This window comes from Rhodovibrio sodomensis, assembly GCF_016583645.1.
GTDB lineage: Bacteria > Pseudomonadota > Alphaproteobacteria > Kiloniellales > Rhodovibrionaceae > Rhodovibrio > Rhodovibrio sodomensis.
The window spans coordinates 94,699-111,608 of sequence record NZ_NRRL01000003.1; the positions used below are offsets into that span (position 1 = coordinate 94,699).

General features: G+C 67.9%; 30 protein-coding genes. 3 read left to right on the top strand and 27 right to left on the bottom strand.

Translation table 11 applies throughout. The annotated features are described in order from the left end of the window. Positions 1-193: 193 nt before the first annotated feature. The 8 genes from CKO28_RS03045 to CKO28_RS03080 all read right to left on the bottom strand — a co-directional run bounded on the left by CKO28_RS03045 (position 194) and on the right by CKO28_RS03080 (position 4,369). Positions 194-367: a hypothetical protein gene (locus tag CKO28_RS03045; protein WP_200339062.1), complete on the bottom strand. Its 174-nt coding sequence runs from the start codon at positions 365-367 to the stop codon at positions 194-196. 108 nt (positions 368-475) lie between these two features. Further along, the gene (locus tag CKO28_RS03050) at positions 476-667 is read right to left on the bottom strand and encodes a hypothetical protein (RefSeq protein ID WP_200339063.1); all 192 of its coding nucleotides are present in this window, start codon (positions 665-667) and stop codon (positions 476-478) included. Positions 668-841: 174 nt separating this feature from the next. Then, the gene (locus CKO28_RS03055) at positions 842-1,108 is read right to left on the bottom strand and encodes a hypothetical protein (RefSeq protein ID WP_200339064.1); all 267 of its coding nucleotides are present in this window, start codon (positions 1,106-1,108) and stop codon (positions 842-844) included. A gap of 23 nt (positions 1,109-1,131) precedes the next feature. After that, on the bottom strand, positions 1,132-1,458 hold the full coding sequence (locus CKO28_RS03060) for a hypothetical protein (protein ID WP_200339065.1): 327 nt from the start codon (positions 1,456-1,458) through the stop codon (positions 1,132-1,134). Next, a complete protein-coding gene (locus CKO28_RS03065) occupies positions 1,455-2,237 on the bottom strand; it encodes a metallophosphoesterase (RefSeq protein ID WP_200339066.1) in 783 nt (260 codons plus the stop codon). Before CKO28_RS03065 ends, CKO28_RS03060 begins: the two co-directional genes overlap by 4 nt. A 63-nt stretch (positions 2,238-2,300) precedes the next feature. After that, on the bottom strand, positions 2,301-3,047 hold the full coding sequence (locus CKO28_RS03070; RefSeq protein ID WP_200339067.1) for a hypothetical protein: 747 nt from the start codon (positions 3,045-3,047) through the stop codon (positions 2,301-2,303). A gap of 15 nt (positions 3,048-3,062) precedes the next feature. Next, the gene (locus tag CKO28_RS03075) at positions 3,063-3,806 is read right to left on the bottom strand and encodes a hypothetical protein (RefSeq protein ID WP_200339068.1); all 744 of its coding nucleotides are present in this window, start codon (positions 3,804-3,806) and stop codon (positions 3,063-3,065) included. A gap of 14 nt (positions 3,807-3,820) precedes the next feature. Then, positions 3,821-4,369, bottom strand: coding sequence for a cell wall hydrolase (locus CKO28_RS03080; RefSeq protein ID WP_200339069.1), 549 nt, complete (start codon positions 4,367-4,369; stop codon positions 3,821-3,823). 272 nt (positions 4,370-4,641) lie between these two features. Here CKO28_RS03080 and CKO28_RS03085 point away from each other — a divergent pair, with 272 nt between their 5' ends. Further along, a complete protein-coding gene (locus CKO28_RS03085) occupies positions 4,642-5,022 on the top strand; it encodes a hypothetical protein (protein WP_200339070.1) in 381 nt (126 codons plus the stop codon). 54 nt (positions 5,023-5,076) lie between these two features. Here the strand turns inward: CKO28_RS03085 and CKO28_RS03090 are convergent, their stop codons facing one another. Both CKO28_RS03090 and CKO28_RS03095 read right to left on the bottom strand, forming a co-directional pair. Continuing rightward, positions 5,077-5,328 (bottom strand): hypothetical protein, encoded by a 252-nt coding sequence (locus CKO28_RS03090; protein WP_200339071.1) that lies wholly within the window; start codon positions 5,326-5,328, stop codon positions 5,077-5,079. A 123-nt stretch (positions 5,329-5,451) separates the two neighbouring features. Further along, entirely contained in the window at positions 5,452-6,138 is a 687-nt protein-coding gene (locus CKO28_RS03095) for a cell wall hydrolase (protein WP_200339072.1), read from the bottom strand. A gap of 141 nt (positions 6,139-6,279) precedes the next feature. On the opposite strand from CKO28_RS03095, the gene CKO28_RS03100 reads away from it, so the two are divergent. Together CKO28_RS03100 and CKO28_RS03105 are read left to right on the top strand one after the other, a co-directional pair. Beyond that, positions 6,280-6,576, top strand: coding sequence for a hypothetical protein (locus tag CKO28_RS03100; RefSeq protein WP_200339073.1), 297 nt, complete (start codon positions 6,280-6,282; stop codon positions 6,574-6,576). Positions 6,577-6,582: 6 nt separating this feature from the next. Then, complete coding sequence (locus tag CKO28_RS03105) at positions 6,583-6,759, top strand: hypothetical protein (RefSeq protein ID WP_200339074.1); 177 nt, start codon at positions 6,583-6,585, stop codon at positions 6,757-6,759. Here CKO28_RS03105 and CKO28_RS03110 read toward each other — a convergent pair. The 17 genes from CKO28_RS03110 to CKO28_RS03190 all read right to left on the bottom strand — a co-directional run bounded on the left by CKO28_RS03110 (position 6,756) and on the right by CKO28_RS03190 (position 16,823). After that, complete coding sequence (locus CKO28_RS03110; RefSeq protein WP_200339075.1) at positions 6,756-7,064, bottom strand: hypothetical protein; 309 nt, start codon at positions 7,062-7,064, stop codon at positions 6,756-6,758. The two genes, CKO28_RS03105 and CKO28_RS03110, sit on opposite strands and share 4 nt — an antisense overlap. A 214-nt stretch (positions 7,065-7,278) precedes the next feature. Next, positions 7,279-8,400 carry an ATP-grasp domain-containing protein gene (locus CKO28_RS03115; protein WP_200339076.1) on the bottom strand — a complete coding sequence of 374 codons (1,122 nt, stop codon included), beginning with the start codon at positions 8,398-8,400 and terminating at the stop codon, positions 7,279-7,281. Between the two features lie 162 nt (positions 8,401-8,562). Beyond that, complete coding sequence (locus CKO28_RS03120; protein ID WP_200339077.1) at positions 8,563-8,988, bottom strand: hypothetical protein; 426 nt, start codon at positions 8,986-8,988, stop codon at positions 8,563-8,565. Positions 8,989-9,146: 158 nt separating this feature from the next. Next, positions 9,147-9,653, bottom strand: a complete 507-nt coding sequence (locus CKO28_RS03125; RefSeq protein ID WP_200339078.1) for a hypothetical protein — start codon at positions 9,651-9,653, stop codon at positions 9,147-9,149. A 76-nt stretch (positions 9,654-9,729) separates the two neighbouring features. After that, complete coding sequence (locus CKO28_RS03130; RefSeq protein WP_200339079.1) at positions 9,730-9,924, bottom strand: hypothetical protein; 195 nt, start codon at positions 9,922-9,924, stop codon at positions 9,730-9,732. Positions 9,925-10,048: 124 nt separating this feature from the next. Then, positions 10,049-10,273 (bottom strand): hypothetical protein, encoded by a 225-nt coding sequence (locus CKO28_RS03135; protein WP_200339080.1) that lies wholly within the window; start codon positions 10,271-10,273, stop codon positions 10,049-10,051. Continuing rightward, complete coding sequence (gene aat, locus CKO28_RS03140) at positions 10,260-10,988, bottom strand: leucyl/phenylalanyl-tRNA--protein transferase (protein ID WP_200339081.1); 729 nt, start codon at positions 10,986-10,988, stop codon at positions 10,260-10,262. Before aat ends, CKO28_RS03135 begins: the two co-directional genes overlap by 14 nt. Before the next feature lie 36 nt (positions 10,989-11,024). Continuing rightward, positions 11,025-11,576 (bottom strand): M78 family metallopeptidase domain-containing protein, encoded by a 552-nt coding sequence (locus CKO28_RS03145; protein WP_200339082.1) that lies wholly within the window; start codon positions 11,574-11,576, stop codon positions 11,025-11,027. Positions 11,577-11,653: 77 nt separating this feature from the next. Continuing rightward, positions 11,654-12,043, bottom strand: coding sequence for a DUF2958 domain-containing protein (locus CKO28_RS03150; RefSeq protein ID WP_200339083.1), 390 nt, complete (start codon positions 12,041-12,043; stop codon positions 11,654-11,656). 79 nt (positions 12,044-12,122) lie between these two features. Then, positions 12,123-12,560: a hypothetical protein gene (locus CKO28_RS03155; RefSeq protein WP_200339084.1), complete on the bottom strand. Its 438-nt coding sequence runs from the start codon at positions 12,558-12,560 to the stop codon at positions 12,123-12,125. Between the two features lie 60 nt (positions 12,561-12,620). Beyond that, positions 12,621-12,869: a hypothetical protein gene (locus CKO28_RS03160; protein ID WP_200339085.1), complete on the bottom strand. Its 249-nt coding sequence runs from the start codon at positions 12,867-12,869 to the stop codon at positions 12,621-12,623. A 22-nt stretch (positions 12,870-12,891) separates the two neighbouring features. Next, positions 12,892-13,275 (bottom strand): hypothetical protein, encoded by a 384-nt coding sequence (locus CKO28_RS03165; RefSeq protein WP_200339086.1) that lies wholly within the window; start codon positions 13,273-13,275, stop codon positions 12,892-12,894. 27 nt (positions 13,276-13,302) lie between these two features. Further along, entirely contained in the window at positions 13,303-13,698 is a 396-nt protein-coding gene (locus tag CKO28_RS03170; RefSeq protein ID WP_200339087.1) for a hypothetical protein, read from the bottom strand. A gap of 42 nt (positions 13,699-13,740) precedes the next feature. Beyond that, the gene (locus CKO28_RS03175) at positions 13,741-14,454 is read right to left on the bottom strand and encodes a hypothetical protein (RefSeq protein WP_200339088.1); all 714 of its coding nucleotides are present in this window, start codon (positions 14,452-14,454) and stop codon (positions 13,741-13,743) included. 176 nt (positions 14,455-14,630) lie between these two features. Then, the gene (locus CKO28_RS03180; RefSeq protein ID WP_200339089.1) at positions 14,631-15,338 is read right to left on the bottom strand and encodes a hypothetical protein; all 708 of its coding nucleotides are present in this window, start codon (positions 15,336-15,338) and stop codon (positions 14,631-14,633) included. A 47-nt stretch (positions 15,339-15,385) separates the two neighbouring features. After that, the gene (locus CKO28_RS03185; RefSeq protein WP_200339090.1) at positions 15,386-16,411 is read right to left on the bottom strand and encodes a DNA polymerase beta superfamily protein; all 1,026 of its coding nucleotides are present in this window, start codon (positions 16,409-16,411) and stop codon (positions 15,386-15,388) included. A 136-nt stretch (positions 16,412-16,547) separates the two neighbouring features. Continuing rightward, the gene (locus tag CKO28_RS03190; RefSeq protein ID WP_200339091.1) at positions 16,548-16,823 is read right to left on the bottom strand and encodes a hypothetical protein; all 276 of its coding nucleotides are present in this window, start codon (positions 16,821-16,823) and stop codon (positions 16,548-16,550) included. Between the last annotated feature and the right edge of the window lie 87 nt (positions 16,824-16,910).

Sequence of the window (16,910 nt, forward strand, 5' to 3'; positions counted from 1 at the left end):
CAAGACGGGGGTCCGGTGCGCCGGGCGGCGCGCACCCGCAAGGGCGCCGCCCGGGCGACCCGGAGCCCACGAAAAAGCCCTGCGCCGCCTTCGGGCGGGCGCAGGGCTGCTTGTGACTTACTGGGGAGAGGCTGCGTTTTGGTCAGGCGAGGCAGTCGTGTCACGCGCGGTCCGGGAGCCGTACTCGGTCGGGTCAGCTGAACCGGGACTTGATCGCGCGGTAAATCCTCACGATCAAAACGAGCGCCGTGAAACCAAGGAGACCAGCTACTACGCTGTCGGTGTAGCCGTTCTTGGCGATCCACATCACGCCGACAATACCCGCGGCGGCGAGGAAGAGCTGAAAGATCCGGATATGAGCGTCCATGTCGACGTGAGGTCCTTGTTGGCTGATCGGGAGCTGGTCGTGAGTGGCAGCGTATAGGATACTCGGAAGTGTTATTACCGCGCTAACGCATGAGGTGACGAGCCTGCTTTAGCGGCGGAAGCGGCGATCCTGCGGCAGGTGGCGTGTCAGCTTGCGCACCTCGGTGATCTCGCTGTGGTGCAGGAGTATCGTCTGCAGCCTTCGGCCCGGGTTCGTGTCGGCGTCGATGGCCGGGCCGGAGCGATCGGCCGCGTCGACGAAGTGGCCGATCCGCAGCCACGCATAGGTGGGTGCGGTCACGCGGGCGAAGCCATCCCCCCGTGCGCTCGATCTCCAGACCGCGATATCGGCTGGCGCGTGCCATGTCGGTCGCTCCCTGACGGTTCCCGAGCGGGAAGAATGGGTGGCGATGAGCGCGCGTTCCGGACGTTTGTTCCCGATCGGGAAGATCCCGACCAGCCAGCGCTCGCTCGCTCAGGCTCGCCGCGCTTGGCCGGTCTTGCGCAGCCGCCGGCGTTCCTGTCGGTTGCGCGGGGCGGTCAGGTCCGGATCCGCCATGACCGTGTAGGCGGCGTGGCGATCGCAGGATACGGGAGCGCCCAGGACGGCATCTTCGGGAAGGTCGGCGGGAGCCAGTTCCCTGGCGAGGCAGGCGGCGAGGCCGGCCGCGGCGATATGCGCGCTGGGAGGCTCCGTCGGCCGGACCTCTTCGTTCGTCTTGGACGCGTAAAGGGACGGCATGGGCATCTCCTGTGCGAAGGGCCTCAGGACGCGAGATCGGCAAGGGACGGAAGGCGCCCTGATTGCTCCAGCCGCCGGTGCTCGCGGCCGGCCATGAAGATCGCGCGGCGCACCGTGCCGGGGCCGCCCATGGCCGCCGGCACGTCGATACCGTCGTAGCCGTTCCAGAACGCCTCATACCAGCCGCTCGAGGTGTCCCGGCGATGGACGCCTTTGCGTTCCTTGACCGGCGGCGTGCGTAGCCCGGCTTCGAAGATCCCCTGCAGGTAGCGGTCCTGGTAGCGCTTTGGCGGCTTGAAGTTGTCGGGCGCGATCAGGTCCGTCGGCGTGTGGATCGGCGGGAGCTTCATCGCGTCACCGGGATCTCGACGGTCTTCATCGCGACTCGCTTTTCGTTCAGATAGCCGTGCTGGTTGGAGACCACCCGGGTGTTGCCGAGCATGAAGTCGCAGTCGCCGTGGGTGTGGCCGCAGACCCACAGGTCCGCGCCCGACTCCGCGACGAAGTCCTCGAGATCGGAGCAGAACGCCGGCGCCACGCTGGAAGTCGCGTACTTCGCGTCCTGGCAGCGGATCGAGGGCGCGTGGTGCGTGACCACGATTGTCGGGCCGTCGAAGGGCTTCGCCAGTTCGTCCCGGATGAAGGCAAGCTCTGCGCGATGGGCGGCGTGCGCGTCGCCTGGCGTGAACCGGTCGTCGCCGCAGCGGATCAATCGGTGATCGTTCATGCTCATCTGCGCGGCCTGCATTGCGAAGTCCTGTACAGCTTTGCCCTTCAGGCAGTAGTCGGTCCAGAGGGTGGCGCCGATCACCCGCACGGGCTGCCCGTCGATCTCGAGATGGACCACGCCAGGGTCGAGCAGGTGGACGTTTTCCGTCTGCTCGGCGAGCGCGCGGGCCATTTCCCGGTTCTGGTGGTAATCGCGGCCGTAGTGCTCATGGTTGCCCATGACATAGATGGCCGGCAGGCCGATCTCGTCGCAGTAGGGGATCGCTTCCTCCGGCTTGTCGATGTCACCGGCGAGGATCGCGAGCTGCGCGCCATCCTTCCGATAGGCCGAAGGCTCTAGGTAGTGGGTCCGGTGCTCATGGTGCTGGTCGGACATGTAGCTAGCGACGATGCGCGACATCGGAAGCTCCGGCGAAGGTGTGGGGGTGCAGGATGGAAGTGGTGTCGGGCCGAACCAAACGGCTCACGCCGCGGCACCGGCCTCGCTCACCTCGGCCTCCTCATCGGGGTCGGTTAGAACGGGATGGTCGCCGTCGACCAGCGCGGCGCGGGCGTTCGTGCAGCCGTCCTCGGTCAGCCAGTCGATGATCTGGCTCCGGGCCATCCGAACGACCTCGTCGATCGAGTTCCCGTACCAGGCGTACTGGCGGTGCGGGCCGAAGACGTAGGCGTACAGGCTCACGTAGGCTTTCGGGCGCTGATCCTCGTGGCAGACCGGCGGCCAGGTATAGCCCACCTGGAGGTCGCCGTCGGAGGACTTGCAAAGTCCGTCTGAGAGCTGCTTGCCGATCTCGATGGCGCGTATGACGAAGGTGCGGAACTGGGTGAGCTCGTCCGGCACCTCGGCCCCCGGCTTCGGGACGATCCGGGCGGTCTTGGCGTGCAGCCAGACGTGCGGGGTGATGCCCCGACCATCCTTCTCCTTCGCCGTACCGGTCGCCTCGATGACGATGCCGGCGGCGTGCCAGTCCTCGTGTTCGCCGCGCTGGATCGGCTCGACGCCGGTCGCCTCGATGGCGGTCTGGATCTCGTCGCGCAGCAGGTAGGCCTGCTTGCCGAAGACGACGATCTCGCTCGGTGTGCCGAACGGCCCGTGGCAGAGACCGTAGTCCTCGGCGATCCCGTCGATCGACAGCACGGCCGGTTTGCCCGAGTGGCTGTTGCGCAGGCTGTATCGGTTCACCAGAAGGCGGCAGGTGATCTGGGTCATCGCTCGGTCGGTCCTTCAGGCGTGCGTGGTCGTGGAGGTGGCGCGCTCGAGAGCATCGGGGGCATACGCAAGGAACAGCCCCAGCTGGCGCAGCAGGGTCGGCGTTACCTCGGCGTGGCGGAGGTCCTGGATGGCATGACTGACCGCGAAGCTGGTCACATCCTGGGTGCCGCGCAGGGAGGGCGGCAAGGCCGCGATCCGGTCTGGCGTCTCGGAGAGATCGAGCAAGAAGGTGAGTTCGGGGTTGTCGTAGAGCCTGAACAGCTCGTCCGCGCCCCGAAACATCATCTCGTGGACCGCGCTGGCGTAATCCAGATCACCGCGATCGTCGATCAGATCGGGGTCGGTCAGCACGATCTGGCGCAGCCCCAGCCGGGCGATGTCGTGCAGGCCGAACTTGCCGCCTGGGATCGGCGTTTGACCCTCGAGCAGGATCATGAAGGCGTCGAACTGCTCGACCTCGGCGCTAACGAACTGCGTTATCGACAGCAGGTAGCCATCATCGCTCTGCGCCACCACCATCGGCTGATCGTCGCCCTTCGCTCCGAAGGTCCCGCGGGACATCGCCTCGATCGGCAGCAGGTCCCAGGCGTCGATGATGCGCCTGATTGCGGGCAACCCCCGGAGTATGAACCGCGCCGTGGTCGCCGCGACGACGTGCTCGATCTTGTTCGCGGCCAGCGAGAAGTCGAAGTCGTGTCGCGGGTGCGAAGGCGTGAGAATCTCCTCGGCGAGCGCCTGGATGGACATGCGGGTCATGCGAGGACTCCTGGTTACGGCTGGCGGCGTGCCAGCTGCGGACGTGGGTCGGTGTAGAAGATGTGGTCGCCGATGACGGGACCGCGCGCCAGGCGGGTGCTCCAGGAGGGGGAGACGTGGCTCGCGTGATACCAGAGCGCGCCCTTGGTAATGTCCGGAGCAAGGCCGTTGTAGACCGTCCGGGCGATCGTTTTGGCGTCGCGCCAAGCGTCGGCGTCGGTCGGGTTGTCGCTGCGGCCGTCGCAGTACCAAGAGAACTGGCAGCGGTGGCGACGGATCTCGCCGCCCTGCTTGATCACGGCGCAGGCGGTATCCGGCCAGCGATCATCGGTCATCCGGTTCACGACGACCTGGGCCACAGCGAACATGCCGGCGTACCCTTCCCCGCGTGCCTCATGGTAGATGTTGAGGGCCATGCAGCGGAGTTCCTGCTCGAGCGTCGATGGGGGAAGGTCGCGGATCGCATCGGCGTGCGCGGTGCTAGCCGGAATGGCCAGCGCGCAGAGCAGCGCCAGCGCGCTCGCGCGCGTCAGGGTAGAGAGCAGCATCGCCGCCTCCTTCATTCACTTTTTTCGTTCTGAGCCGATCCCTCGCGGGGGCGGTCAAAAGACCGCGCGCCCCCGCGTTGGGATGGATCGCCTTACAGGAACCGCCCCGCACCGCCGGGCATTTTCGCTAAATTGAAGATGGGGTCGTCTGAAGCGCTTCCGTCGGAACGCGCAAACGTTCGGCGGCGGCTCGCATTGACCGGTGTGGCCCGGGTCCGATAGACGAGCATGGCGCGAAGCGCGCGGGGGAAGCTCTCCGGTCCAATCGAGCGTACGGGGAAATCGCGATGGAGTACCTGCCACCGACGACGCTGGCGATCATGTTCATCGCCTTCGGGGCGGCGCGGTTCGAGAACCAGCGCTGGATACGGGCGCGAAGCATGGGGATGAAGGGCGCCAACCAGGCGATCGGGACGTTCGTCGACCTGACCGGTTTTGTGGCGCTGCTGTTCGCCGGGGCGTTTCTGATCGCATACGCCGTGGATCAGTCGATCCTTCAGGCGCTCGTTTTGTTCGGTTGCGGGGTCGCTGGCGTCCTTGCGGTCTCGGTCCCGATCGGCTTGCTGTTCGGCGGGGACAATTGGCTGGTCTGGATCGTGGGGACGGTCGCGGTTTGGCCCCTTGGGCTCGCGCTTATCCCCTGGGTATCCTGGTTCGGGGTCGCGTGAGGCAGCGGAGCCGGTTTCCCTGCTCCATCAACCCTGTCAGCGCGTGTCTGGCGATCAGAACGACGCATAGTCGATCACGTCGGTGATCTGGGCCTGGTTCTCCACGCACCAATTGAAGATGGCGTGGAACTGGGTGTCCTCGCAGTTCGGCATGCCGGCGGCCTTGCTGGCTTCGATCAGGTCCTCGTCGTTCATGGTCTCGTCATGGTTGGGCGTGATGCGATCCCCGGTGCCGGCCGGAACGACGCACCAGGCGCAGATCCCATCATTGGGGTGATGCGAAAAGTGAACCTCGACCTGCAACATGACAGTGCTCCTGTTGGACTACGGGTATCTGGGTGAGTGGGGCGTGGCGACGCCACGTTAGACTAAGGATCGATGCCCGGCTTGCCGGCCCCGAGCGATGCGCGCCAGGTGAGGGCGATCCGGTCAGGGACGGCGGTAGAAACGATGAGCGCCGATCTCCATGGTCGTCGGGTAGATCTGTGCCCAGTCCGGCAGCCCGCCGCGCTGGTTCATGATCTCCGGCGCGAGAAAGTGGGTGGCGCCAGCTGTGGGATCCTTGCTGAGATTTCCGGCCATCGCCTGAAAGGCCAGGGCCCGGGCGATGAACAGGGACGAGGCCTCGATACGGTTGCGCGGCACGACGCGCGGCGGCAAGGAGCCGCTCTCGATTGCCTTCCGAAGACCGCTGAAGCGCGGGTCCTGCGTGAGGAACTCGAACTGGGCGCGCTGTCCGATGACCGCGCAGGGCGTGGCCGGGTAATCGGGGTCGGAGATCCGGTTCTTGATCACCCAGACGACTGCTTCCATGCCAGCCTCGACCTCGCCGCGCGCCTCGCCGAACACGGCCGCCGCCAGGCACCGGCGCTGGCGCTCCAGGCCGAACGGGTCGAGCTGCAGGACCGTGTCGCCAATCTGGTAGGGCGCGGTCGGGCCGCCCGGCGTCGGGTCGATCGGGGTCATGAACCCGGGCAACTGGTCGGTGAAGGCGCGACAGTCGAAGTCGTCTATGGCGCAGACGGGGTCGCGGCCCTCGGCGAGCAGCGGGATCGAAAACAGGCAGGTGAGGCACGCCACACAGGCGGCCAGGATCCATTGCGGGATGCTGAGCATACTGGAACTCCGGCAAATATCGGGGTGCGGCGTCACTACGCGCCGGCGCCCTGGCCACGCGGGCTGGTCTGCGGAGAGCGCGGGGTGTTAGGCGCCTTCGGTGGGTGGCGCTCGGATAAGGACGCGAGGACACGGCTCACCTTGAGGCGACTGAAGCGGGTGCTCGGCGGTGTGCTGAGTCTCGCCGTCGGTCTCGTCGGCTTCGCCCTGGCACAGGGGTTTGGCGAGGCCGCGGGAGAGGTCGTCGAGCGGTATCTCTATGAACCGGACCGGCAGGAGAAGCTGGAAGTCGCGGCGGAGGGCGTGCGCGAGCGCCTCGACCTACCCAAGCAGCTGGATCGGATCAGCATGCTCAGGCACGTGGAATCCGGGCAGAACCGGCTGATCTACTTCTACAAGATCGATCCAGGTCCTGGCCGGACGCTGGTCGACGACTGATCCCAGATGCAGGGACGGGCGCTGCGCCGCCGGCTGTGTGAGGGCGACAAGAAGGCCTATGAGGCCTGGCGGTCGCTCTTGCGGGACGCGGTCGCGATCGAGGCGCGTTATCGCTTCGCCTCGGACCGGGGCCGTGAAGTCTTCCTGTTCGAACCCGGCGTGTGCGGGATCGGGGAGGGCTAGCTGGGGTCTGTCGGTTTACCCTGGGAGTCGACGTCTATCTGATCAGTCTCCTGCTTCTCGCCCCGATACAGTCTCAGCGCGGCCTGCAGGGTATCGATCAGTTCTTGAGCGGCGTCCGGGTTGAGCTGCGACTGGGCGAGCTGTCCGTTGCCCCACAGCTGGATGCCGAGAAAGCGACTCGTCTCCGCGTCGATGCTGATGGCCGCATAGCCGTCGTGGCGGGATTTCCACTCGATTTCCCAGACGTTTCGTGTCTCGGTTGGATAACGGCTGCTGGTGAGGTAGCGGCCTGACGTCCTGTTCATGGGTTTGCAGACCTGTATCGTGGCCGGCGCGGCCGGCTAGAACCAGCCGAGTACCACGCCATTCGCGATGGCGGAAGCGACCAGGATGACGGCGACGAGAAGGGTGATCGTGACGGTGGGCATGGCGACGGCTCCCTGGGTCTCTTGGGTGAACTGATATTTCGGGGGCGGCCGTGACGGCGCGGGACGAGGAGCGCCGTCACGGCCGGCAATCTCAGGCGGCGGCGATCCGGTTGTAGGCGTGCTGGTCGCGGATCGCGCCGACCAGCTTTTCGATCCGGCAGGCATAAAGACCGGACGTGGCGACCGGGTTCAGCTCGATGATCAGCGGCGCGCCGTCGGCGTTGACCGCGAGGTCGAGTGAGAAGTCGCGCAACTCCGGATCTTCCGCCATCAGTTCGGGCACGATCCGCTCGGCGAACTGCCGGTACAGCTTGGCTCGTGCCCGGTCGACCCGGATCCCACCGGACCCGCGCAGGTTCTCCATCTGCGGGTCGAAGGTCTCACCGGGGATGCGGTCCCAGGGGGTGTGGCGTTCGATGCAGCCGGCTCCGGTGACGACCCGGCCGCCGATCACGAAGATCCGGTACTCGTCGCGCATCTCGATGCGGCCCTGCAGCAGCAGGGCCTGGGTGCGCCCCTCGAGGTCGAGCAGGTCGTAGGAGAGCGCGTCGTACACCGCCTGTTTGCAGGCGACCGGGTGGGCGCCCGCCGGAAGCTCGACCGGATAGAGCGGGCCGTACTTTGGCTGGAAGACGTTCTTGATCAGCGCGTCGACCGGTCCCGCCGCGGCCCAGTTCTCGAGGGCGTGGGTGATCTCGCTGGGCTGGCCGGAATGGACGACCTTCCCGTTGAGGCCGGTACCTTCGACGTCGCAGAGCTGGACCTGCCGACCGGCGTGACGCTGGAAGGCCGGGTTGCTCGCATAGCGGTTCGCCGCGGCAGCGCCGGCCGGGCTTGGCCACGACTGGCCGTCGATCGCGCTGGTGGTCAGGCGGGCACGCAGGGGCTGCGGACCGAACAGGGCGAAGGGGCGGTTCGGATCGAAGGGGCGTGACAGACTGATGAGCGGCTTGATGTCCTGGGCGCGCTCGGGCAGCGGCGTGATGCGGTCCAGGATATGGACATCCAGACCGGCGTCGTGGGCGGCCAGCAGCCAGGCGATGTTCTCGTGCCAGTCCTCGATGTCCGCCTGGTTGTGATACGCGGCGAGCGGGACATGCTGCATGTAGCGCCCCTTGGCCGCCTGGTAGGCGCAGTAGGCATACTCCGGGATGTCGGACCGCGGTTTGGCGACGACATCGAGCGGGAATCGCGGGGTGAACAGGACATGCATGGCGAAGCCTCCTCGGCCTGAATGACGAGCATGCGTGTGCGCCGCTGCTTGGCCGCGCGGCGTGCGCCCCAAGGGCGCCGCGCGGCCGAGCTGGGGCGAAAAGAAAACCCAGGGCCGCGTGCTGCGGCCCTGGGTGTCGATGGTAAAGAGGGTCCGCGCCGATCAGGACGCTGCTTTCACCGGGAGATTGACGGCGCTGGCGGCCAGCTTGAGGGCGGTGGCGACACCACGCAGCTCGTCGGTGTCGTTGTAGAGGTCGACGTGCGCCTGGTCGCCCAGGTCATGGATCGCAACCAGGGTGTTCGCCTCGACCAGTTCGAGTTGCAGGTCCTGGGGCTTGAAGTTGTCGATCAGTACCGGGCTCTGCATGCCGCGGCCGAGCGCGGCGGCGACGGCCAGCGCGGCCTTGCGGGACAGGTACACACGGTCGACCTCGCCCTTCTGGTCGTGCTCGATCAGTTCGATCGGGCAACGCGCGTCCGTCTGGGCGTCGGCGCGGACGGTGTAGGCGAGGGCGTCGCCGTGGAGGTGATCCCGGATCTCCATCTCGGTGCCCGTCGAGTCATTCCGAATGACGTTCATGATCATCGCGTCCGCCTCCTCAAAGGGGTCCAACTCAGCGCGCCGGTGGCGTCTCCGGCCGGCAAAGCCGACCGGCCGGAGGGGTCGTCCGGCCCGGACAAATGTAAGCCGGGGCGCTGTCCCCAGCGCCCCGGCCCAGGAGCTTCTGGAGGTCGCCGGTGCCCTCAGGCCGCGATCTCCTCCATGTCCTCTTCCGAGTCCTCCTCGTCGTCGAGGAAGCTCACCTTGGCCGCGACGATCTTGCCTTCCTGGTTGCGGCGGACCCGTAGCTTGTAGATCCCATCACCGAGGCCGGTGTCGGAGACCACGCCACGGTCGTCGATCTGGAAGCGATCGCGGTTAAGGTTGTCGTGGCAGCAGATGACCTCGTCGTAGGCATCCGGACCCAGCTGCGGCAGCCGGTCGGCGTCGCAGAACATCATCAGGCCGGCATCGACCGGCAGGCTGTCGACGTACTGCTCGATCGGCAGCGTCGTGTCCTCGCCGACCTTGATCAGAACCAGGCTGCTGACGCGCTGGCCCCACCAGCCGCCGCGCTTCTCGATCGTGACCAGCGCATCCCAGGCGCCGGGCTCGGCGTCGAGAACGGTGTCGAGGCCCTCGCTGGCATGGCAGGGATCGCTCACGCCGAGCCGGCCGGCGGTGAGCATGAGGGTGGCGAAGCGGTGCATGAGCACCTCCCTTGTCTTGATGAAAGGGTCGGATCGGGGGACGTGGAAGCGGGGTGGGGCGGCTGCAGCCGCGCGGTCATGCCTTGGGCTGATCGGGGCTGGGTTGCGGGATCGCGGCGGCGTCGCGCAGGGCTTCGAGCCAGGTCTCCGGCGTGGCGTGGATCGCAAGCGACTGCCGGACATGATCGTGATCCGGAAGGCCGTGGCGGCGCGCGAGCGCGTCGAACCGGGTCTTCCAGTCGGGAGTGGGTAGCCGGGACGCCTCGCACATAACCGCCTGCTCCTGCTGGCTGCGGGCCGGAAAGCTCCGGGGTCGAGGGCCTCGTCCGGAGCGCTTCCGTCGCGCATCACCGAATCCACCACCTTGACGACCGAACGCGCGCTCTCGGTTTCGCTTACCGGGCCGGTGTCTGGGGATCTGGGAGCGCAGAGCCCGTTTCGGCCTGTCGGCGCGCCTCGACCCGCCGGATCGCCGCAGCCATCTGGCCGACGCGATCGGGATGGCAGCTCGGACACCAGTCGAAGATTTTGCGCGAAGAGCCGATCGCGAGCTTTTTCAGGATCAGGCCGTTGGTGCAGATCAGGCATCCGCGCGGTGGTGTGGGTTTAGATTTGCGCATGTGAGGCTCCTGCGCCCGAGGACGGGTGCGTGATCGTGTTGAGGAAGGCCGACACGGGGCCGTGTTCGTCGTCGCCGTCCGGCCCGAAATCGCCAGCCGGCGCGCTGACGGCCGCCCAGCGGCGTGGCATGAAGTCGGCCTTGTCGTGCGCGCGCATGCCGAAGCGCTGCATGTGCAGGCTGACGACCTGCGTATCCAGCAGGCTGTAGCCGCCGTGGTAGAGGCGGGACAGCAGGTGCGTGGCAGCGATCGCGCCCGCGTTGTCCGCGAGTGTGAACATGGACTCGCCGACGAAGACCTGTCCGACCGCGACGCCGTAGAGGCCGCCGACCAGGTCCCGCCCCTGCCAGACCTCGATCGAGTGCGCGTGACCGGCGTTGTGCAGGCGCAGAGCAGCCTCGATGATGCCGTCGGTGATCCAGCCGCCGTGCCGCTCGGCGCCGGCGCAGTGCGCGACAGTGTCCTCGAAGGCGGTATTGGCGGTGACGCGGTAGGGCTGGCGCCGGACCGTCTTACGCAGGCGCCGTGGCACCCGGAAGTCGCCGACGAACGCGCCGGCCGGCGGGTCGAAGAAGCACCAGGTGAAGCCCTGGCGGCCGGCCGGAAACGGCGCGAGCCCGAGGCTGTAGCGGTACAGCAGCTCTTGGGCCGGGAGGTCGGCGGAGGTCCGTTCGACGCCGATGCAGTGCGAGGGCAGGCAGGCGGTCAGGGTCATCGGCTGCGGACCTCCGGATGCGATGGGCGCGCCGCGTCAGTGCGACGGAGTGCCGGTGTCGTCGACGCGGGTGAGGGCGTCGATCCGTCCTCGAAGATGCGCCTCCGAGATGTCGAAGACGCGCGTCAGGTGGCGATAGTCGATCCATCTTGCCGCAGCGATCTCCTGGCGGAGCAGGTGCAGCGGGCACAGCAGCTCGAACGCCAGGGTGCAGGCTTCCCAGGTCATCCGCTTCTCCGGGTCTTCCCAGCTCTGGGGCCGGAAGCGCGGGTCGCGCGGCCAAGCGTAATGCAGCAGGTAGTGAGAGAGGCCATACAGCCGGCCGAACGTCACGCGCGGACCGGTGTGGTGGTCCGGGATGCGGACGGTGAAGCTGTCCAGCCCCTCGACACGGACATCGGGGTGCGCGGTCATCGGCGCGAAAACGCGCTGCTCCTGTCCGCCGAGGGCACGCAGCAGGCGCGAACCGTCGACCGGGGCGGGCAGGTTCGCGCGCTCGGAGATATCCTGGGCGTAGAGCTGCAGGGTGGCGAGGTCGAAGCCGGCCGGTGTGAACGGCTCGTAGAGCGTGGTGACGGTCGCGGACATGGCGTTCTTTCCAGAAGGCTGGAGCCGGAAGGCCCAGGACGGGCGGCTTCCGGCTCCGGGGATCGGAAGGCGTTGGCTCAGCCGGCCGCTTGCCGTTGCGCCATGACCGCCTTCACCTCCTCGGGATCGGGTCGGTCGACCAGGCGGCCGTGCTTCGCCGAGATCGCGGCATAGACGGAGATCGGGTGCTCGCCCGTCCAGTGCAGGTCCCGCTCGATCCCGAGCGCGCCGCCCAGGAAGGTGATACTCTCCAGTTCACGGAGCGAAACGTCGCCGAGTTCCGGGCAGCCGAACCCGAGGTCGGCCAGGCCGAACAGCAGATCCGGCATCTCGGGGTCCATCTCGGTGATCAGCCAGGTGGCGGCACCGACGGGGCTGAAGAACTTGACGACAGGCGTGTGGTCCTGGTCGCGGTTGCGGCCGTTGGCGAGCAGTTGCTCGCGGATCTCGTCGGTGACGAGCTGCATGGGCGTGTCCTTGTCTGGCGCGAGAGTGGGGAGGTGCGAAGGGCGTCGCGGCGGCGTTGGTCGGGCCCGATCGGGCCGCTCAGGAAGCGTCTTCGTCGAAGAAAAAGATCAGGTAGGGGTAGCCGTTCGAGACGTTGCAGCCCTCGGCGATCGCGGTCGCGGTCACTGGGCGGTCCAGGTACGCGCTCAGGAAGACGCTCGCGTCCCGCTGGCGCATCTGGCGGATCGGCGTGCTCACCCGGCCACAGGCGCGCCGCCAGGCGGCCTCGTCCCATTGGCGCATGCGGTCGTCGTACATGCCGTTGCTGAGCTTCTCCCGGGGCTTGCTGCGCCACAGGAAGTGCGGGGTGAAGGCGTAGGGCGCCTCGGTGCGCGTGCGATTGGGTGCGGCGGGATCGAGCCAGTCGTATCCGGAGGTGTGGCGGGAGGTGTAGGCGGAGGCGGACCAGCGGCGGTCGCGCGGGTCTTCGCCCAGGCACTCGGCCGGGTACTGGTTCATACGATCACGGTACGACATCTCAGGCGTTCTCCTGGATCAGGGTGAGGACCCCCTTGGCCGGGTCGAGTGCTCGGGGGCTCAGCGCCGGGGCGTGCTGTCCGCGAGGTCGGTCAGACAGGCGAGCTGGTTGAGCGTGTCGAGGCGAAGGGCGCCTGCGGGCGTGATTTCCAGGAACGCCGGAAACCGCCCGGTCTTGCGTGCGAGCCCGTGCGCGAGCGCTTCTTCGATCGCGGCCTGGCCGAAGACCAGGCGGGCGTTGCGTCGGCTGTAGCGCGCGTTGATCTGGTTTGCGTGCGCCAGACGGCGGAGCAGGGCGGGGACGGTCATGGGGTGAACTCCTTCGCCGGCGTCAGCGTGACGAGACGACCTCACGCCAGTAACCGATCAGCTCCTGGGCCAGCGTCGGCCGCAGGTGGGCCGGGGCCTCGGACATGGCGAGCACGAACTGCGTGAGCAGGGCCGAGGCGAGCTGGGCGTCGTCGCCGGTGCCGCGCTCGGCCATCAGGCCGGCGGCCGCGAGCACCAGGGCGTGGGCGACCTGACGACCGTCGTGCGTCTCGCGCAGCGCCGAGATCAGGTTGTCGACCGCGATCTGTGCGCCCTCGAAGTCGCCGTCCGTCTCCCTGTCAGCGAAGGCGGCGTTGTCCTGCTCGATCTCGTACGCCACTTCGGCGTAGCGCTGCGGGGGGATGTCGTTCAGACCCATCAGGGCGATCAGGTCGGTCTGGGACATGAGGTGCATCTCCCTTTAGGGGCCGGGTCAGACGAGGCCGAGCCACTGTCCGGCGAGGCGGCGAAACGCCGCGTCGCGCTGGTCGGCGGGCAGCTTGTGGAGCTCGGTCGCGAACAACTGGACGGTGCTTACAAGGCGCTCGATCCTGTCGGCATCGCTGGTCTCGGCGAGCATGCGCGCGGCGAGGAGGACCGATGCCTTCACGGCGTCCTCACCGGCGCCACTTCGAGGGCCGCAGGAAGCCTCGAGGCGATCGCGCAAGGCTGCGTAGGCGTTCGTGGTGCGGGCGGCCATGGTGTCGACGGGCGTGTCGGTGGCGCGCACATCCGGGTCGCGGTGACGGTCGCACTCGGCTTGTGCCAGGGCTTCGCGTCGAAGGGTCTCGGACGCGGTGCCCGTGATGAGGTCAGCGAACGGCGGCATTTTGGTTATCCCAAAAGAGCCTCCCGGCGTGAATCGCGTCGATCAGACGGCGTCCGCCAGCTGATGGATGGTGGCGATCGCGGCGACCGGGTCGAGCTGCAGGCGGGTCATCAGCCGCACATCGGTCCGGCCGCTGTCGAACTGCTCTACGAGCGCCAGGGTGTCGGCCGCGCGCACCAGGTAGGTCTTGGGGGCGAAGCAGGTCATGCGCAGCATCCGGACGGCAGCTTCGCCCAGGATCTCGCCCGCCATCGCGCGCTGGTCGGATTCGAGCTGGCTGAGCGGGAGATCGGACCGGGCGCGCAGCAGGAAGCTGTCGCCGTCCTCCATCCCCATGCCCAGCATCTGCAGGCCTTCGCGAAGCACGCGGGTGTACTCGCCGACCGGCATTAGGTCGGGAACCCGGTGCTGGTCGACCAGGGCGAAGCCCTGGGGGAGGGCGATCACGGCGCCGAAGGCGCGGACCACGAGTTCCGCATCGCAGGCGACTTCGGCGAACGCGATCGCGAGCGAGCTGGTCGCCGTACTCAGGCGCAGGTCGATCGCTTCGCTGCGGCCGAGCGTGTAGCGGCAACCGAAACCGTCCGGCGCATAGGCCGTGATGGTGACGCTGTTGCGCGCGACGTCGTAGCTGGCCCGGACTTCGACCGGCTGACCGATGTAGTCGTCGTCGATCCGAAGCGCCATCAGCTCGCGCAGGTCCTCGGTCGCCGCCCGGAGCGCGGTGAGGGCGGGGAGGCTCAGGGTCTCGATCATCTTCGACAGCCTTTCCTTGAAGCTGACACGCGCTGGCGCCGGGGCGCCGTCGCCCCCGTCGGGCGGCGCCCCCGGCTGCCGGCGCGTTGATCTCCGGGCCGGTGTGCGGGCCCGATTTAGAGATGGATGCAACTCGGAGATGGATGCGCTGCGGTCTCGCTGGCCGTGTGAGGCGGTCAGCGTGGCCCCAGGAACGGCAGCCGCAGGGTGTCCAGCTGGCCCAGGATCTCCGCGTCGCTCGTGCGCGGGGTGCAGGCGATATGGATCAGTGCCGGGCGGTCTGCGGCCGCTGACATGTCGGACAGGCCTCCGGGCAGGTCGAGTGCGGCCCGGACGAGCCGCTTGATCGCCACCTCGCGCCAGACGTCCTGGTCGTCCGCAGAGATCAGGACGCCCGCGTCGCCGTCGCACGCCGCGCACCGGGGGAAGGCAGCGGTGTAGGCGATCTCGACCGGGCCGACCCGGGAGGCCTCGGTGCGGTGCTGGCGCGTGATCGTACCGCCGCAGTCCTCGCAATAGGTCTCCGCGGATGCCAGCAGGTGGGATCGCTGAGCCACCCGGATCTCCTGGTTGCGTTGCCACTCGCGGAACTCTCGCGCGTGCTGGGCGGCCTGGAAGATCAGCCAGTGGGTGACGTAGAAGACGGTGCGACGGATCGGAGCCTGACCCGGAAGGCGCACGTCCTCCGCGCCGTAGCCGGTGATCCGGGCGGTGTCCTGCCAGTCGGGTGCGTGGCCGGTCAGCCAGTCGATCAGCTTGAGCTGGTCCGCGTTGTTGCGCTGCCAGAGCCGCGGCTTGTGCGTGCGCTCGAACTCCGGCCGGCGGTTCAGCGAGACGCCGACGGTCTGAAGCTCGACGCGGCAGGGAAGGACGGTGACCGACATGATGCGCACTCCTTCTTCGGTAGGCGGCCCGGCCATGACCCGTGCGGTCAGGACGCGAGCGTGGTCGTCGGGGATTCGTCGGCGGCCGAGGTCTGGGCGTCGGCGAGGATCGCCTCGCGATGGACTCGCTCGATCAGGTCCTCGATAAACTGCCGGTCCGGCTCGCTGCGCAGCCGCAGGTCGCTGCGCGCCATCAGCGCCTCCACCTCGTCCAGTCGCGCCTGGATCAAGGCGCCGACCGTCTCGTAGGTCAGTTCGCCGCGGCGGATCGCCCGCAGTTCGTCGGCGTTCGGCCGGGGCAGAGTGATGCGGCCCTCGGTGAGCAACTCGATGCCCTCGTCGGCTACCCGGACGGCGTGCATCAGCGCCTTCCAGTCGGCGCCCCCGCTCTGTTCGGCGCGCCGGGCGCGCCGGCCGTAATCGGCGACCAGCTTGCGGGCCATCTCATGCGCCGTGGAGAGCTTGAGGGTGTACTGGACCTGCCGGCCGCAGACGCCGAGGTGCCGGACGGTGACGCCGTGGTCGTTGGTGATGTCGGTGATCTCGAGGAACTCGTACCGTTCGACCAGCTGCTCGATCAGATCGCCGATCACCTCGACCCGGGCGGCCGGGCCGTGGCGCTCGACCGCCTGGCCGAACAGGTCGCGCGCGGCCCGCGCGGCGTGCAGCCTGGGGCCTTTGACGCTGTAGGTGTGTGCCTGGCGCCGGCAGTACCCGAGGAAGCCCGCGACGTCGCGGGTGATCAGCCGGTCCCGGTTGGCCAGGATCTCCTCCCAGACCGGGTGCGGCTCGCCGATGTAGAAGCGCCGTGGGGCGAACAGCATATCGAGCGCGTTGGTCTGGCCCTGGCCGGCCATCGACAGGAACTTGGGCAGGCTGTACCACACGGTGTCGACGTCGCCCGCGCTGTTGGCGCCGGCCTTGTTGGTGCTCTGGTCGACCACAGCGGGCGCGGAGCCGAGCAGGATCTCGCGCGGGCTGGCGACGAAAACGCCCATGTGATCGGTGTCGCTGTCCGGCGTTGCGGTGCCGAACAGCTGGCTGCCGAAGATCATCTTGACGAGCGGGGTCATCGCGGGCTCCCGGGGCTTGGCGGCGACGCCGGCCCGTCGGCCGGCCAGCATCGCTCTTCGATGAAGATGGGGTGAGAACGCTCAAGCTGGCGTTAAAGCGACCACGAATACGGTCGAGAGCGCTTCTGTCCCGGGATCACGCTGGAACGCAGGTCTCGTGCGCGAAGGAGATCACCGGGAAGCCGCCGATGCCGGCACGGTTGAGCCGGCCGAGCAGCAGGCGGGGCAGGGGCGCGATCGCGGCCGGCTTCGGGCGCTGCCCTGTGGAGGCGTAGACAACCTGGATATCGAGGTAGCTGTCGCCGTCGTCATCGTAGCGGGTCTCGACGGTGACGTTGGTGATCTCGGTGCCGGGCATCTGTTCGCGCAGGATTGCCCGAAGTATCCGGTCGACCTGTGTGCTGGTCTGCATCCTCACCTCCCGTGTTGCCCTTGGATCTGGCGGCGTGCACCGAAAGGCGCCGCCGGATCCTGGGGTGGCACGAGAATAGCCGGCCCG